We start from the raw sequence: 15,751 nt of genomic DNA on the forward strand, positions 1-15,751 counted from the left end.
ATGGAATCATATGACGCCATTGTAATCGGCGGTGGCCACGCGGGCTGTGAGGCCGCTCTGGCTTTGGCCCGGACGGGACGAAGCACCCTTTGCCTGACCCTGTCCCTGGACGCCATTGCCCATATGGCCTGTAACCCTGCCATTGGGGGCACCAGCAAGGGGCATTTGGTGCGGGAGATCGACGCTTTGGGCGGTCAGATGGGCCGGACCATCGACGCCACCTTCATCCAATCCCGGATGATCAACACCCGAAAGGGGCCGGCGGTACATTCCCTCCGGGCCCAGGCCGATAAGGCCCGGTATTCCGCATTCATGCGCCGGGTGCTGCTGGAGACCCCCAACCTAACCCTTTTGCAGGGGGAAGCCAAAGAGATTTTAGTAAACCCCGATGGTACCGTAGGAGGGATCGTCACCACCCATGGAGCTTCCTATTCCGCTCGAGCGGTGGTGGTTGCCACGGGGGTGTATCTGCAAAGCCGCATCCTTGCGGGGGAATTCCGGGAGGAAACCGGCCCTGGTGGCCTGATGCGCAGCAGCCATCTAACCGCCAGCATCCGGGACCTGGGCTTTTCCATCATGCGATTTAAAACCGGCACTCCGCCTCGGATCAACAAGCATACCGTAGAGGTGGAGCGGATGGAGCTACAGCCGGGGGATGAGCCGGTAGTGCCCTTCTCCTTTTTGACCGATCCCCAATCGGTGCAGATTCCCCAGGTGCCCTGTTATCTTACCTATACCAACCGGGAGACCCACGATATCTTGCGTTCTAATCTGGATCGAAGCCCATTATATAGTGGTATCATCCAGGGAATGGGCGCCCGGTACTGCCCCAGCATTGAGGATAAAATCGTACGGTTTGCCGATAAGGAGCGCCATCAGCTCTTCATCGAGCCCGAGGGGTTGGATAACGACGAGCTCTATGTGCAGGGCTTTTCCAGCAGCATGCCCTTTGATGTCCAGGAGGCGGCGCTCCATACGGTGCCCGGCTTGGAGCGGGCCGCCATCACCCGGTACGGCTATGCCATCGAGTATGACTGCATCGACGCCACGGCTCTCACCGGAGCCCTTATGGCCAAGGGAATCCCGGGCCTGTTCTTCGCGGGCCAGGTCTGCGGCAGCAGCGGCTATGAGGAGGCCGCGGCCCAGGGGCTGATGGCGGGGCTCAACGCTTCCCTCTATCTACGGGAGCGGGAGCCTTTGATTCTCACCCGGGATCAGGGATATATCGGCGTGCTGATCGATGATCTCACCACCCTAGGAACCCCGGAACCCTATCGCATGATGACCAGCAGGGCGGAATACCGCCTGATTCTGCGCCAGGATAACGCCGATCTCCGCTTGACCCGCCTGGGTTATGAAGCGGGCTTGGCCGGGGAGGAACGGTACCGGGCTGTGGAACGGAAGGAGCGAGACCTTGCGCGGGGATTGGCGTATCTGGAGCAGCGGCGGCTTACCGCGGCTGAGACGGAACGGGTTGGAGAGGCCCTGGGGGCGCCCATTCAGCCGGGGGCTACCCTTTGGTCCATTCTGGCGCGAAATGACGCCGCCTTTGATACCGTGACGCCCTATCTTGCGGAATCCTTCTCCCCCGGCGTAGCCCGGCAGATGGAGATACAGGTAAAATATCAGGGCTATATCCAGCGTCAAGAGCGGGATATCCAGGCCTTTCTGCGGATGGAACAGGCTGTCTTGCCTGATGATCTGGACTACCAGGCCATCTCTTCTTTGCGGATAGAAGCTCGGGAGAAGCTGAACCGCGTCCGGCCCCGGAATTTGGGGCAGGCGGGGCGTATCAGCGGGGTTTCCCCCAGCGATATCAGCGTTTTGATGGTCTATCTCAAGCACCGCGCCACTGGATCCGGCGGCCGGAAGGAGGAACCATGAGAGAGGAATTGGACCGGGGCCTTGCCCAGCTTGGCGTCACCCATAGCGCAAGGCAGTCGGAGGAACTCCTGGCCTATTTGGGTATGCTGCTGGAGACCAACCGCCGGATGAATCTGACGGCCATTCGAGAGGAGAACACGGCCCTGCGCCTGCATTTATTGGATAGCGCCACCCTCCTGGCGGTGGCGCCCCCTCCCCAGGGGTCGTCCGTCATGGACGTGGGCACCGGGGGCGGGCTTCCCGGCATGGTGCTGGCCATCTTACGTCCCGACTGCCAGGTGACCCTTTGCGACGCCACCCGGAAGAAGGTGGACTTTCTTTCCTCCGTCATCGGGGAATTGGGGCTGCGCAATGCCCAGGCCATCCAGGGCCGGGCGGAGGAGTTGGCTCGGACGCAGCAGCACCGGGACCATTATGATTATGTCACCGCTCGGGCGGTGGCTGCCTTGGACCAGTTGGCGGAATACTGTCTTCCGTTGGCGCGGGCAGGGGGCCTGTTTCTTGCCATGAAAGGCCGCCGGGGAGCGGAGGAACTGGAGCGCGCCCGTTCGGCCATTGCCGCCCTGGGAGGCGCCTCCCCCCAGCTGTTTCCCTCTCCTCTGGCGGGCATGGAGTGCTGCATCATCAAGGTTAAGAAATGGCGGGATACCCCACGGGAATATCCTCGCAGCGGCGGGGTGATCCGCAAGCATCCCATTGGGGGATGAATGGGAGCGAGCCGCTACGGAAATTGCCGGGAAAAGGCCCTTCTTTTTAGGGCCTTTTTGTTGTTTTATGGAGCTATTTCAGTTCTACTATATCGGCGATCCCCTTTCAATAGGCCTTTTGATGGGCGACGTCAGGAATCCTCATTTCCCCGATTCCTTCCCATTTTTGCGCGAATATGCGTGGGTATTTTCGGTTCTTTCGTCGAATCCAGGGTGGTTTTGCGATCGGGAAGGAATCCCATATGTTGTGGCGAACTTACCCTTCAGATACTAATGAAGGGGGAACTGCACCAATGATTCGAAAAGAGGAAACCAGCGGCATAAAAGTGGTGGAGCCCATACCCATCGATCTGATCACGCCCAACCCCTACCAGCCCCGGCGGAGCTTCTCGGCTGCCTCCATCGATGAGCTGGCCCGCAGCATCCTGCGCTACGGGTTGATTCAGCCCATCTCGGTACGGCGGACCCGGGAGGGCGGCTATGAGCTTATTGCGGGGGAACGCCGTTTGCGGGCCAGCAAACGGGCGGGGTTTACCCATATCAACGCCATCGTGTATACCGCCGGAGAGCAGGAGAGCGCGGTCATCGCCCTTATCGAGAACCTCCAGCGGGAGAACCTCCACTTCTTTGATGAGGCGGAGGCCTATAAGAACCTACTGTTGGAGCACGGCCTTACCCAGGAGGAGCTGGCTAGGCGCATCGGGAAGAATCAATCCACCGTGGCCAATAAGCTGCGGATCCTTCGCCTATCCCCCCGGGTTCGGTCGGCCATCAATGAGGGGCGGCTGACCGAGCGCCACGCCCGGACCCTTTTACGCATCCGGGATGAAGGGACCCAGCTGGAGCTGATCCAGCGGATCCGCAACGAGGGGCTGTCCGTCAAAGAGACCGAGGATGCGGTGGAAAAGATTTTGGACAGGCTCTATGAGGAGGAGGATCCTCAGCCCAAGCAGCAGCGGCAATCCCGCCGGGTGGGTATTCTGCGGGACGGCAGGCTGGTGGTCAACAGCCTGCAGCAGCTCATGGAGCAGTTCAACAGCTGCGGGTTTGAGTCCAGCTATAAGATGAAGGACAAGGGAGAGTTTTTTGAGATCAGCATCAAGGTAAACAAGGTGCAGACCAAGATTCGCTCGGTGGGATAGGATGCGTTTTCCTGGTCCACGGCGGGGAGAAAGCGGGGCGCAGCCGATGGGGTGGTTGCAGCAGAATTTGGGACCTCGGGGAATATCCCGGGGTCTTTTTCTCTGGGGCGCGGGGATGAAAGGAGGCTGGAGTGTTTCACGTGAAACAGAGAAAGGGGGCAAAGGTGAACCAGCCATTCGTAAAAAAGGGGTAAAATGTCCCCTGGGAGCAGGAGCGTTTCCCCATCTTAATTATCCATAATGGGCCCATTTTGGCCTAATTTGGCCGCAATACCCAGGGTATCAGCCAGGGATTGACCGAAAAAGGAATGGATTGGACCCCAGGGCGTTAAACGGAAGGAGCATCGTTGGAAACCCATAGAAGAGGCCATCCCTTCTGGAAAAAATCCAAAGGCGCAGAGAGGGAATGGAGTTCTGGGAAAACAGATGCCCCCATGCAATATGAAACGGAAGCTGACGGCACCATGGGAGAGAAAGGGGTAGGATTCCTTCAAAGAAGAAGTCATAAAAGGTTGATAATTAAAAAGCGCCTGGGAAGGCAGAAATGGGGAAAGGGAAACGAATTGGCAGAAAAAGTGCCATCCAAGGATGGAAAAGAGTGAGCGAACCTTTGAAAGGAGGGGCGGAGATGAAAAAGTGGCTGTGAAACGCCGTGAAACAAAAAAACGCCCGGCGGTTGTTTCACGTGAAACAACGCTCTTGCCCTTCCCCCTCCCTGCCGTTATAATGAAACGTGGAGTGAATCCGTTGGGAGGATGGTAATTTGGGCAAGATTATCGCCATTGCAAATCAAAAGGGCGGGGTGGGGAAAACCACCACCAACGTCAACCTGAGCGCCTGTCTGGCGGCGCTGGGGAAGAAGGTGCTGACCATCGACATCGATCCCCAGGGGAATACCACCAGCGGCCTGGGCGTGGAGAAGAGCGAGGTACAGGATTCCATCTATGAGGTGCTTATCGGCCAGACCGATCCTCATGAGGCCATCCTGCCCACCTGCGTGGAGAACCTATCCTTGCTGCCCAGCAACATCAATCTGGTGGGCGCGGAGATCGAGATGACATCCATGATCGCCCGGGAACACATCCTGAAGGAGGCCCTAAAGGGGGTGCGGGAGGAATATGACTTCATCCTCATCGACTGCCCGCCGTCCCTGGGACTTTTGACCCTCAACGCCTTGACAGCGTCCGATAAGGTACTGGTGCCCATCCAGTGCGAGTTCTATGCGCTGGAAGGCTTGAGCCAGCTCATCAATACCGTGAATATCGTGGGCAAGCGGTTGAACCCCAGCCTTTCCATGGAGGGGGTGGTTCTTACCATGTATGATCCCCGCACCAACCTATCCCAGCAGGTGGTGGGCGAGGTGAAGCGCTTCTTCAACAACCGGGTGTATGAAACCATGATCCCCCGCAACGTGCGGCTGGGGGAGGCCCCCAGCTTTGGCCTGCCCATCACCCTATACGACCCCAACTGCAGCGGCGCCAAGGCGTACCTGGCCCTTGCGCAGGAGGTCATCGACGCGAATGGAGGAAACGAATAGATGGCGAAAGAGATTCGATTGGGCAAAGGGCTTTCCGCCCTGCTGGCCGACGCCGCCGTGGCGGAACCCCGGGAGGAGGATTACATCAACATCCCGGTAGGGAGCCTGGATCCCAACCCCTACCAGCCTAGGAAAACCTTTGACGAGGAGATGCTCCGGGAGCTATCCGCCAGCATCTCCGTCCATGGGGTGGTTCAGCCCCTGGTGGTGAGCCGGGGCGGAGATGGGCGCTATACCCTCATCGCCGGGGAACGGCGGCTGCGGGCCGCTCGGATGGCGGGGCTCCAGGAGGTTCCCGCCGTGGTCCGGGATCTGGGGGAGCGGGAGCTGATGGAGGTATCCCTCATCGAGAACCTGCAGCGGGAGGATCTGTCGCCGGTGGAGGAGGCGGTAGCCATGAAGAAGATCATGGATGAGTTCTCCATGACCCAGGAGCAGCTTTCCCGGCGCATCGGCAAGAGCCGCCCAGCCGTGGCCAACGCCCTGCGGTTGTTGACCCTGCCTCAGGAGGTGCTGGAGATGATGGATCGTGGCCAGCTCACCGCCGGACATGCCAGGGCGGTGCTATCGGTTTCGCCCGAGCTGATGATTCCCTTTGCTCGGGAGATCATGGATCGTGGACTGTCCGTTCGGGAGGCAGAGCGGTTGGCGCCCCTCTTTGGGCTGGAAGCGCCGGCTCGGGCTCCCAAGGAGAAGGATTTGTTTCTGCGGAACGCCGAGCTGGAGATGACCCGGAGCCTGGGAACCAAGGTGCAGATCAATGGCAGCGAACGGCGAGGGAAGATCGTCATCGAATACTACAATGCCGAGGACCTGGAGCGGCTGTACGAGCTGCTGCAGGGATAGAAAAGATATGAAAAGACCCATACAGGAGTATGGGTCTTTTCATATGCGCAAAGGGCCGCCGGCGCATACGGCAGAATTTGCGGAGAAAACGAGGGCGGCTAGGGATGGGAATGCATAAAAAGGCGCATAAAAAGGGAGCAGCTGTTGGCCGCTCCCTTTGTCGTTTACATCTTGAGGAAAATCCAGATCGGTGTTGCAAGAATGAACGCGCCAATGACACGCAACCCGCTAACGGCCGCCGATGAGCAGGAAGAAGAGATTGGTCTTATAGAAGAACGACCCGAAGAAGGAACCGTTGAAATAGTCCACGATGGCGGTCATATTGAACACGCTCAATACCACCGGCGTGATGAAGAAGATCACATAGCACAGGATAAACGCCTGGGCAAATCCCGACAGAGCGGCGAACAGGGTATCGTTGCGGATCAGCACCGGGAAGGGCGTTTGGTAGTCCATGATGTTGATCAGCACCCCAAGGGTGATCCGAATGATCAGGAACAGAATCAGAAAGCAGAGGATGTTGAGGGACGCCTCTGCAACGGTGTGATCAAAATACTGCCCGACGGTGGTCAATCCGCGGCCCGCAAAGGATTCTCCCATGAGATTGCCCTTTACCAGCCGGTTAAAAGGGGTCATCAGGGTGGAGGTGTCCACCAGATTGGCCAGGGCCTCATGGGTCATGCCCGATACGGGAACCGAGGACATGGAGGCATCCGCCAGCTTCTTTGCTCCCTCGGTATAGTTGATCAAGCCGTTGATCATTCCCTGGCCGCCTAAGATCCAGGACAGCACCGGATGCAGAATGAACGCAGCAATCATGGAGACCAGGGACGCCCCCGCCTTCATCATCGAGTTGAGGAAGCCACGGTACATGGCGAATACAATACAGAATACAAAGACCAGGATCACGAATAGATCGATTAAGTTCATGGTCGCCTCCTTGCAATCAAGGCAGTTTTAGCAGATAGACGGCATCTGCGGTGGACAGGCCGATATGGCTACCGCTGCCCACGGAATGAATCTTCTGGGGGGCGAAGGGAAGCTGATAGCTGCCCGTTTCCTTCCCCGTAAGGTCATAGGACGTGAGAACACTCTCCGCGATGGTGAACAGCTTGCCATTGCCCATGAAAACAAACCGGGTATTGGCTTTCATCTGAATATAGACGTCGCTGCCGCTTAGGGAACAGAGCCGCACGGTGGTGATGTTCTCCGAGCCGGAAAAGGCGCCGCCCGGAACAAAAGCGAACATAGGCTCCCCGTTTTTTGGCTGTACATAGCCGAAGTAGTTCCAGCCGTAGATCAGCTTGCTGTCCCGCTGATCCCCCACATAGCCGATATCATAAAGGTGGTTGGTGCCCACGGCGTAGAGATGGTCTGGGAAGAACACGATGTTCTGCAGCAGCTGCCCCTGGATGGAGATCTTTCCAGTGGAATTCAGGGAACCGTCCATAGTCTCGATCATGGCGGAAGGGGTCACGGAAAGGCCGTCCAGGGTGTGCAGATAGAGGTTATCCCCCTGATAATAGCCGTAGTCCACCACATACTTCCCCTCCAGAGAGATGTTGTGGTCGTTTCCGGCGGCATCCAGCACCACGAGGCGGTAGAGGCCGGAGCTTTCCTTCACGTGAACCGCTAGGTAGGTATCGCCGCAGCGCACCGACTGAATGGCGCCCACAAACTCCTTGGCGTACTTGAGGTTGCTGGAGGCGTCATAACACTGAACCTGGGTGTCGGAATACACCGCCACCTGCTTGCTGGACGCCGACACCCGCATGCCATCGGTGGAGGTGGTGGTGTTCCACTTCTCCTGGTTGCGGAAGTTGGAGGCGTATAGCTGGGATCCCTGGGTGTAGTAAAGGGTATCTGACGTGGTGGTCCAGTTGGCGTCGGGGCCAAAGCCCAGCTGGGTCAGGTTCTTGTCCACATGGTAGGGGCGCAGAAAAATCAGGTATATCCCCAACGCCAGCGCCGCCACGGCTAGAATGACGGCCGTCCAGAGCATCCAGGGCTGAACCTGGGTGCGGCGCGCGCTGGGCCGATGCCGGCGGCGTCCGTTGGACTGTCTTTGGGGTGAGAACATGTCATACCTCCGAGGAATCAGTATTCATATTATTTTAGCACAGGGCGCTGGGGGAAACAATAAGCCAATTGCGGGATCAGCGCCAGGAAGCGGTAAAGGAGTGGGAGGGCTGCTGCGATTCAACGGGCGGAGGGGTGCGATAGTCTCCATATAGGTTGGTTAAACGAATATGGTATCCTGCTGTGGCTTGGAAGGGGTGGCCCTCAAACAGCAAAGTGGTACGGGGGAGAAAGATCTCCTTTGAAATGGGTTCTCGATGAAAATTCCAGTCCCAACAGACACTGCCAATAGAATGGGCTGTTTCGTAGGGAGCGAGTTTGGCTAGGGAATTGATTTTGTGAAGATATCGATGTGGCCCAATGGAATGAAGGATAGGATAAAGTAGCGTTTTAGCTACGGTATGAAGTCCGCTGCTACCCTTGGTTACGCTTGATACAGTATGAGGCAAGATACGGTAATACCGGTGTACCGACTGGTAAATCTGCTCCCATTTGCTGGAGTCCTCTATGAGGCCATCCAGCGGAAAGATATCCAGATATACCCCCATAATATGCGCATCGCCAATGGTATGCTCGACGAGGATAGTACGAGGGTCGATCATCTTAGCGATTGGATAAAAATAGCCCGGAGTATATTCTCCAGATCGAACTTCATAGATGCCAAGCCCATTTTTAGTCAGGGATAGAAAACGGTCATAGTCCGGCCGAGGCATAGAAATATCGATATCATCATCCCAGGGAATAAACCCTTGGTGCCGTACTGCACCCAGTAAAGTGCCATAGTCCAAAGAATAGTGAAGATCATTGGCCGCACAGAACTTATCAAATGCGATCAGCAGGTCCAGCTGAATTCTACGAAGCTCCAGAGAGGTAATCTGTGCGCCCATGGTATACTCCTTATTTGTTCGTCTTACGGGATGATCTTACTCGCCTGAAGATCCGCCCTATTTGAGCCAAATACTTTCGGAATAGCAGGGCTGCGATGCCCAAAGCAAGAAGTGTCATGAAAAGATTGGCTATGGCCCCATAGCGGTTATATACAAAGATAAATCCCACCAGCAGGGGAACCATGTACAAAAAACATTTGGTATCAAACTGGAAGGGAATTTGTTTTTTGATGGCATAGATGCCGATGCCGTCTCCCACCAGATAGCCCAGCAGCAGGGAGATACAGGCCGCCTGAACGCCCAGGGGGCCAATGAGCAGGTGCACCGTCGCCACGTTGGTGAGGCAGGCAAACAGGGTGCAGTAGAAGATGGAGGTGGTTTTCAAATAGGCCGTCAGGATGCTGTTGAGAAAGGTGGAAAGGATACCCGCCACCGTGGCCAGGATATAGATGGGCACGATGGAAAGGGCACTTTGATACTGGGGATCCACTAAATATGGAAAAGCCAAGTTTACAAGGGGGATCAGACCCAGGGCGCCGCAAAACAAAAACTTGACGTAGAGGTTGGTGGCTTTGGAATAGAATTGGGCGGTTCCGGCATCCTGGCCGGATTTGCCAAAAGCCAGCTCCTGCCAGGCCATGGAGAAGCAGGAGGAGAGAAGGTTCAGCACCAGAGAGAACTTGGTGGCTACGGCAAAATAGCCGTTGAACTCGGTGCCCATGCTCGAGATCACCACTTTGTTGTATCCTGTCAGCAGCCAGTAGCAAACCGAGTTTACCGATAGGGGCAGGGAAAACCGAAAGAGCTGCTTGACCAGGGAGGATTGGATCATCCCCCGGCGGAATCGGGTCAGAAGATGCACCTTTCCCTCCAATAGAAGGCACTGGACCAGGATTCCAGAGATATAGGAAAGATATAAGGCTCGGTAGTCCCAATGAAACACCGTTAGCAGCAGTAGGTTCAGCCCCACGTTGATGAGGGTGGACAGTGCCCCTGATGCGGCGAACAGGACGTTATAGCCCAGGGCGCGGGATACATAGCTGTAAAGGTTTTGAACGCAGATGATCAGGCCGTATAGAAAGACATAGACCTTATACTGCACGGGGAAAAACAGGGTGATGCCGAAGAACAGCAGGGCGTAAAGAGCGGTAGAGCTGAAGAAAAGCACCAGGCCGCTATATATCACCGAATACCGGTCCTCCAGCTTCTGGTGGTTGAACATAAACCGCATGATCCCGGACCAGATGTCCAGAAACAGCACCGAGCTGATCAAAAGGATATAGGTGGTGGCCAGATCGTAATAGCCCAGCTCCGCCGGGGCGATATACTGGGTATGGACGGGCAGCAGCAGAAAGGAGATCAGCTTGGTGGCAACGCTGCCAAAGAGATAGATGACGGTGGATTTTGCCACCCGTTTGGCTTCCTGCACGCTATCCCCTCCTTTTTAAGCGCTGTTTGATCCGAAGGGCCCGGTGGCAGGTCCACAGATAGGCGCGCACGCCCCATAGCCGGTAGACGCCGTACAGGATCCGATGGCTTTTCCGGGGGGAATGGGGCAGGATGTCCAGATGCTGGCAGAACAGAGACATGGCGGCCTCCCGGTCCTCCCGGGGAAGGGCGTAGATGGTGCTGGCGCTGTTGACATAGCCCCGTGCCATCCGCCCCGCTAGAATGGAACGCCCTTCTCCATGGTAATGGGATTGAAACCAGTTATACCAATGGGAATAGGTAGTCCAATCTCCAAAGTAGCTTTTCAGAGTAGGAGCCCTGCCCACAGCGGAATTGGCATTTCCGATGCGGTAGTGGTATAGAACCGCATCCAGCCAGCAAAAGCGCGCTGCTTCTTGAAACAAGGAAAAAAACCAATAGCCATCCTCGTTCATGGCCAGATCCTCCCGGAAAAACAGCTGGTGCGTTAGCAGGAATTCCCGCCGACAGCATTGGCGGAACACGCCCCAACCATAATCGGGATAGGTTCGAAAAAGGTAGGTTAAAAAGGCTTCCGTACCCTGGTGAAATGGCGCGCTTGCCAGGGAATAGCGAACTGGATAGGGCGTAGGATTATTTGAAGAGAAGGTGGCGTATTGAAAAAGAACCACGTCGACCGATTCGCTTTCAAGGGTTTTTTTCAAGGATTCAAGGGCATGAGGAGCCAGTTGATCGTCCCCATCCAGGAACAGAATATAGTCTCCCGTGGCCTGGCGAAGCCCAGTATTGCGGGCGGCGGATACCCCGGCGTTTTTTTGGTGGATCACGTGGATGCGGGCATCCTTTTCCGCGGCCCGGTCACAGAGCGCGGGACAGCCGTCTGGGGAGCCGTCGTCCACCAGAAGAAGCTCCCAATCCCCATGGGTCTGCCCCGTGACGCTTTGTATGGTATCCGAAAGAAAGGCCTCCACCCGGTAGATGGGGACGATGATGGAAAACCGGGGGCTCATGCCGCGTCCTCCTCCCGTTGGGGAACGCTGTGCAACAGCTGGGGATAATCGCTTGAACCGGTGCTTTGACTCATAAGGAAGCCCAGGCCTGTCCAGAAGGTTAGGGCGGTAAGGGAATTGGAGAACAGGAAGGATACCTCAAACATGCCATGGGCGCAGATGCAAAGGGAGTAGATCACAAAAAACCAGATGGCCAAGGATTTCTTGGCATTCCAAGACAAAATGGTCTTTAGGCAATAGACGGCTAGGGCCAGCATCAAGAAAAAACCCAAAGCGCCATTTGCCACTAAAAGCTGGAGATAGGTGTTGTGCAGGCCGCCGTTTATAATGCCGGTAAGGGCATATTCGGGGTTTTCCGCCTGCACGACGGCAGGCAGGTTGCGTACGCCGACACCCAATACCGGATGGCGCAAAAAGGTTTGGAATCCGGCCTTGATCATGTTAAACCGGACTTGAGAAGAGCCGGCTTGCTCCTCCTCCGGGCGATGTATCACGGTAAAGCTGGGACGGGGTGGCGCATCCGGCGCTGCAAGCGAGGCTACGGCGGTTTCATTTATTGGAGAACCCAGAGCGTGGATCTGTAGATGGGGTACCGTCCATTGGGCCAGCGCCATGGAGAGAAAGCCTCCGATACAAACAGCCAGAGCCATTAGAACCGCTTGCTGCTTTTTTCCCCGCTTCAACCAATGGAAGAGGGCAAACAGGGAGAGCAAAAGGATGAACAGCGCCAATAGACCTGTAATGGCCCGGGAAGCGGAACAGGTAGTAACCAGCAGCTGAACCAGGATATTGAGCCCATGGAACCAGCGCAGCCAGCGGCGGCCGGCCATGAAAAAATACACCGATAGAAAGAGGGAAAGAAGCCCTACCACCGTAGTGTTGGGGTTGATATAGATACCGGCGAAGCGGTTTTCCATTACCGGCGGGATGCGGTCGATGACATATAGCGTAAGGGAGATGGCGGAAGCCAGAAAGGTCATGGCCACTACAAGGGCAAAGAGAAGGGTCAGAAGCCGCTTGCTTTGCTTCCGGTCTAGGGTGGATAGGTAGAAGAAAACCACCACCAGCTGGATGCCCATGGAGGCAAGGCCTTTGAGGTTCTCTACCTTCTGGGGGTTTACCAGCACCGTCATAAGATAGGCCAAAAGAAAGCCCATCACCAGGACGAACAGGGGGAAGGCGCGATGGGTGGGCCGGTAGGGCCGCTCCTGGATCAAAAGGGCCACGCCCAAAAGGCCGCCCCAGGCATATGCAAGAAGGTTGCATAGGGTCAGCACCTGTTCCGGGCAGTAATAGAGGGCGTGCAGCATGGCCACCGCCGTTAGATAACACAAAAAGGGCACGATGCCCAGCCGCTGAACCAGCCGGGGCTTGCCGTTCCCATAGGATTCGGATTGCACCGTCATCAATGGTACCTCATGGTATGGATGGAATACGGGTTACGCATCATTCTAACACGTATTATATCCGCTGTGGATAAAGTTTACCTTAACTTTATCATCGGCCAAAATGCGTGTCAAGGAACGGGGAAGGCGCTGGCGAGGGAAAAGATTGGCCTCCTCCCTGTTATTTTGCGCGAATTTTTGGTACCATTGTAGAAACAATTTGGATGGGACGAGAGGGCAAGTATGCTAGAAGTGCTGATCAATCCCTGCGCGGGGGGACAGGTGCGGCGGGCCAAAGAGGCGGTGGAGTGGCTGTGTAAGAAGAGGGGCATCCCCCATGCCATACGGGAGGCGGCAGATCCTGGGGAGATCACCCGGCGGTGCCATGAGCTGGCCCAGGCCGGCGCCCAGCGGGTGGTGGTCCTGGGCGGGGACGGAACCCTTCGGGACGCCGCACAGGGGCTTTGGGGCTCCCGCACTCTATTGGGCATCATGCCCTGCGGCACTGGAAACGATTTGATCCGGTCGGTGGGGGTGCCGCATGAGCTGGACCGGGCCGCCGAGGCGGCGGTGCTGGGCCGCCCCCTTGCCATGGATCTCATCGATCTGGACGGATACGCCGTGGTCAACTATCTGGGGGCGGGGATCGATAGCAACACCACCCTTTACGCCAAGCGAAGCGTTCTTGGGGGCATGGCCGCCTACCTGTACGGGCTTTTTCGGGCGCTGGCGGGGCTTCGGCCCATCGGCTACCGGTGCCGCTTGGACGGCGGAGAGGAGCGGCGCGGCCTGGGGGTTATGATCAACGTGGCCAACGGAGCCTACTTTGGCGGCGGCATCCACGCCTTTCCCCCTGCCAGCCCTGTGGACGGGTACCTGGATGTGATGCTGGTCCGCGACTTAAAACGCCGTCAGATTCTACCGGTGCTGCCCAAGCTCATCCGCGGGGGCCATGTGGGACATCCCTATGTGGAATTTCTGCGCTGTAAGGAGGTCTCCTTTTCCTTTGCGGAGGAAACGCCCATGAGCGCCGATGGGGAGGTCTTTGCAAAGAGGGCCTTTACCGCCCGGGTTCTACCGGGGGCCCTTTGGCTCTCGGTGCCCCGGTAACCGATTTTGGAAAGGAAAGGACAATGGAACAGGCAGGCCGTATCCCGCCAATGATGGAATTAGCGCCCTTGGCTCGGGCCTTTACCCGGGCGGAAAGCCCCTTGTATTTTGTGGGGGGCTCGGTTCGCAACGCCCTTTTGGGCCTGCCCTATGACGATCTGGATGTGACCGGCGCCGCATCCTCCCAACAGGCGGTGGATCTGGCCCGCTCCGCAGGCGGAAAGGCTTCCATCCGGGATACCGAGATGGGTACCGTGGATATCGCTGTGGGGGAGCTGGCCCTGGAATATACCCCGTTCCGCCGGGAAAGCTACGGCCCGGGCGGGGGACACCGGCCCCAGCAGGTGATCTTTACCCATCGGATGGAGGAGGACGCCTTGCGGCGGGATTTTACCGTTAACGCCCTTTACGCCGATGTTTTGACGGGAGAGGTGGCCGATCCCCTGGGGGGCCTGGCCGATCTTAACGCGCGGCGGCTTCGGTCCTGCCGGGCGCCCATGGAGACCCTGGGGGACGATGGGGCCCGTATTCTGCGGATGGTACGCTTTGCCTGCCAGCTGGGATTCTCCGTGGATCCCGCCCTCTATGGAGCTGCAAAAGCCATGGTGGGCAATCTGGGGGACGTGGCCATGGAGCGGAAGCGGGACGAGCTGCTGAAGATTTTGCTGTCTGACGTCCGGTATCCCGGCTTGGAAAAGGAGTTTGCCGCGCCGGGACATCTTCGGGGTCTCCTGATGCTGGAGGATCTGGGGGCGTTTTACGATCTGCTGCCCCAGCTCATGGAGGGCAGGGGCATGGAGCAGCCCGGGCGGTACCACAGGTACGGGGTGCTTCAGCACAACCTTATGGTGTGCGCCGCCACGCCGCCCGTCCCGGCCCTTCGGCTGGCGGGATTGCTCCATGACGTGGCCAAACCCCGGTGCTTCTATCTTACAGGGGGGAAGATGCACGGCCATGATCTGGCGGGGGAGGCTCTCTGCCGCCGGATGCTGGCGCGCCTTCGCCTGGATAACCGGACGGTGGACCATGTGGCCCTTCTGGTAGGCCGGCACATGTTTGACCTGGACGGATCCGCCAGGGAAAGCACCTGTCGGAAGCGTTTTGCAGGATGGGGATTCGACTTTGTCCGGGAACTCATCCTTCTCCGAGAGGCGGATGTGGTGGGCAGCGGCATGGGTGGATCCCTGTATACCGCCAAGAAGTGGCGGGAGATCCTAGCCGCCATGGAGGCGGAGGGGGCGGTGGACTCCATGGCGGGCCTGGCCATCACGGGACGGGAGATCATGGAGGCGGCGGGAATTCCCCCCGGTCCGGCGGTGGGGCGCATCAAGGCGCTGCTATTTGACCGGGTGGCGGTGAATCCCCGCCTAAACCGGCGGGAGGTATTGATCCGGGAGGCTAAAGGCATCTATAAGGGGCTTTCCTAGACGTCCGGCGCCTTGGGAGCGAGGAACGCGAAAAGCGGGAAAGCAGGAAAGGAGAGCAAAAGCGGAGGCTAGGCCACGGGCTGGCCGAGGAAGTGTCCACGGTCGCGAAACGACTGCAACGGGGAGCCGGGCCCTGCCCAAAACGGAAAAGCAGGAGAGGAGAGCAAAAGCGGGGGCTAGGCCACGGGCTGGCCGAGGAAGTGTCCGCGGTCGCGAAGCGACTGCAACGGGGAGCCGGGCCCTGCCCGGAAGCGGTTGCAAAGCGGCGGGGAATGATGTAAGATTCTAATTTGGAGGGGTATCCCTATG

Annotated in this window: 14 protein-coding genes; 8 read left to right on the forward strand and 6 right to left on the reverse strand. The window is 57.6% G+C overall.

The features are described 5' to 3' along the window. The 6 genes from mnmG (at nt 1) to KP626_RS06705 (ending at nt 6,116) form a co-directional block, all read left to right on the forward strand. Nucleotides 1-1,884 (forward strand): tRNA uridine-5-carboxymethylaminomethyl(34) synthesis enzyme MnmG, encoded by a 1,884-nt coding sequence (gene mnmG, locus KP626_RS06680; RefSeq protein ID WP_395976024.1) that lies wholly within the window; start codon nt 1-3, stop codon nt 1,882-1,884. Beyond that, on the forward strand, nt 1,881-2,591 hold the full coding sequence (gene rsmG / locus KP626_RS06685; RefSeq protein WP_395976026.1) for a 16S rRNA (guanine(527)-N(7))-methyltransferase RsmG: 711 nt from the start codon (nt 1,881-1,883) through the stop codon (nt 2,589-2,591). Before mnmG ends, rsmG begins: the two co-directional genes overlap by 4 nt. Before the next feature lie 293 nt (nt 2,592-2,884). Then, nucleotides 2,885-3,733, forward strand: a complete 849-nt coding sequence (locus KP626_RS06690; protein WP_395976028.1) for a ParB/RepB/Spo0J family partition protein — start codon at nt 2,885-2,887, stop codon at nt 3,731-3,733. A 347-nt stretch (nt 3,734-4,080) separates the two neighbouring features. Further along, a complete protein-coding gene (locus KP626_RS06695) occupies nt 4,081-4,335 on the forward strand; it encodes a hypothetical protein (protein WP_395976030.1) in 255 nt (84 codons plus the stop codon). A gap of 161 nt (nt 4,336-4,496) precedes the next feature. Continuing rightward, the gene (locus tag KP626_RS06700) at nt 4,497-5,270 is read left to right on the forward strand and encodes a ParA family protein (RefSeq protein WP_395976032.1); all 774 of its coding nucleotides are present in this window, start codon (nt 4,497-4,499) and stop codon (nt 5,268-5,270) included. Beyond that, entirely contained in the window at nt 5,271-6,116 is an 846-nt protein-coding gene (locus KP626_RS06705) for a ParB/RepB/Spo0J family partition protein (RefSeq protein WP_395976034.1), read from the forward strand. It begins immediately after the preceding gene. 228 nt (nt 6,117-6,344) lie between these two features. On the opposite strand, the gene KP626_RS06710 is transcribed toward KP626_RS06705, so the two are convergent. The 6 genes from KP626_RS06710 to KP626_RS06735 all read right to left on the reverse strand — a co-directional run bounded on the left by KP626_RS06710 (nt 6,345) and on the right by KP626_RS06735 (nt 12,926). Next, a complete protein-coding gene (locus tag KP626_RS06710) occupies nt 6,345-7,046 on the reverse strand; it encodes a hypothetical protein (RefSeq protein ID WP_395976036.1) in 702 nt (233 codons plus the stop codon). Nucleotides 7,047-7,062: 16 nt separating this feature from the next. Continuing rightward, nucleotides 7,063-8,196 (reverse strand): hypothetical protein, encoded by a 1,134-nt coding sequence (locus KP626_RS06715; protein ID WP_395976038.1) that lies wholly within the window; start codon nt 8,194-8,196, stop codon nt 7,063-7,065. A gap of 76 nt (nt 8,197-8,272) precedes the next feature. Continuing rightward, nucleotides 8,273-9,082, reverse strand: a complete 810-nt coding sequence (locus tag KP626_RS06720) for a phosphorylcholine transferase LicD (RefSeq protein ID WP_395976040.1) — start codon at nt 9,080-9,082, stop codon at nt 8,273-8,275. Nucleotides 9,083-9,092: 10 nt separating this feature from the next. After that, nucleotides 9,093-10,511: a lipopolysaccharide biosynthesis protein gene (locus tag KP626_RS06725; RefSeq protein WP_395976042.1), complete on the reverse strand. Its 1,419-nt coding sequence runs from the start codon at nt 10,509-10,511 to the stop codon at nt 9,093-9,095. 1 nt (nt 10,512) lies between these two features. Next, nucleotides 10,513-11,520, reverse strand: coding sequence for a glycosyltransferase family 2 protein (locus KP626_RS06730; RefSeq protein ID WP_395976044.1), 1,008 nt, complete (start codon nt 11,518-11,520; stop codon nt 10,513-10,515). Further along, nucleotides 11,517-12,926, reverse strand: a complete 1,410-nt coding sequence (locus tag KP626_RS06735; RefSeq protein ID WP_395976046.1) for an O-antigen ligase family protein — start codon at nt 12,924-12,926, stop codon at nt 11,517-11,519. Before KP626_RS06735 ends, KP626_RS06730 begins: the two co-directional genes overlap by 4 nt. A 222-nt stretch (nt 12,927-13,148) precedes the next feature. On the opposite strand from KP626_RS06735, the gene KP626_RS06740 reads away from it, so the two are divergent. Further along, nucleotides 13,149-14,015: a diacylglycerol/lipid kinase family protein gene (locus KP626_RS06740; protein ID WP_395976048.1), complete on the forward strand. Its 867-nt coding sequence runs from the start codon at nt 13,149-13,151 to the stop codon at nt 14,013-14,015. A 50-nt stretch (nt 14,016-14,065) separates the two neighbouring features. Further along, nucleotides 14,066-15,442, forward strand: coding sequence for a CCA tRNA nucleotidyltransferase (locus tag KP626_RS06745; protein ID WP_395976050.1), 1,377 nt, complete (start codon nt 14,066-14,068; stop codon nt 15,440-15,442). The last annotated feature ends 309 nt before the right edge of the window (nt 15,443-15,751 follow it).

It is taken from the genome of Christensenella sp. MSJ-20, assembly GCF_044357945.1.
Classification (GTDB): Bacteria; Bacillota; Clostridia; order Christensenellales; family QAND01; genus QAND01.

Coding starts and splice junctions, on each gene's coding strand:
- mnmG (WP_395976024.1), top strand. CDS start 1: ATGGAATCATATGACGCCATTGTAATCGGCGGTGGCCACGCGGGCTGT.
- rsmG (WP_395976026.1), top strand. CDS start 1,881: ATGAGAGAGGAATTGGACCGGGGCCTTGCCCAGCTTGGCGTCACCCAT.
- KP626_RS06690 (WP_395976028.1), top strand. CDS start 2,885: ATGATTCGAAAAGAGGAAACCAGCGGCATAAAAGTGGTGGAGCCCATA.
- KP626_RS06705 (WP_395976034.1), top strand. CDS start 5,271: ATGGCGAAAGAGATTCGATTGGGCAAAGGGCTTTCCGCCCTGCTGGCC.
- KP626_RS06710 (WP_395976036.1), bottom strand. CDS start 7,046: ATGAACTTAATCGATCTATTCGTGATCCTGGTCTTTGTATTCTGTATT.
- KP626_RS06715 (WP_395976038.1), bottom strand. CDS start 8,196: ATGTTCTCACCCCAAAGACAGTCCAACGGACGCCGCCGGCATCGGCCC.
- KP626_RS06720 (WP_395976040.1), bottom strand. CDS start 9,082: ATGGGCGCACAGATTACCTCTCTGGAGCTTCGTAGAATTCAGCTGGAC.
- KP626_RS06730 (WP_395976044.1), bottom strand. CDS start 11,520: ATGAGCCCCCGGTTTTCCATCATCGTCCCCATCTACCGGGTGGAGGCC.
- KP626_RS06735 (WP_395976046.1), bottom strand. CDS start 12,926: ATGACGGTGCAATCCGAATCCTATGGGAACGGCAAGCCCCGGCTGGTT.
- KP626_RS06740 (WP_395976048.1), top strand. CDS start 13,149: ATGCTAGAAGTGCTGATCAATCCCTGCGCGGGGGGACAGGTGCGGCGG.
- KP626_RS06745 (WP_395976050.1), top strand. CDS start 14,066: ATGATGGAATTAGCGCCCTTGGCTCGGGCCTTTACCCGGGCGGAAAGC.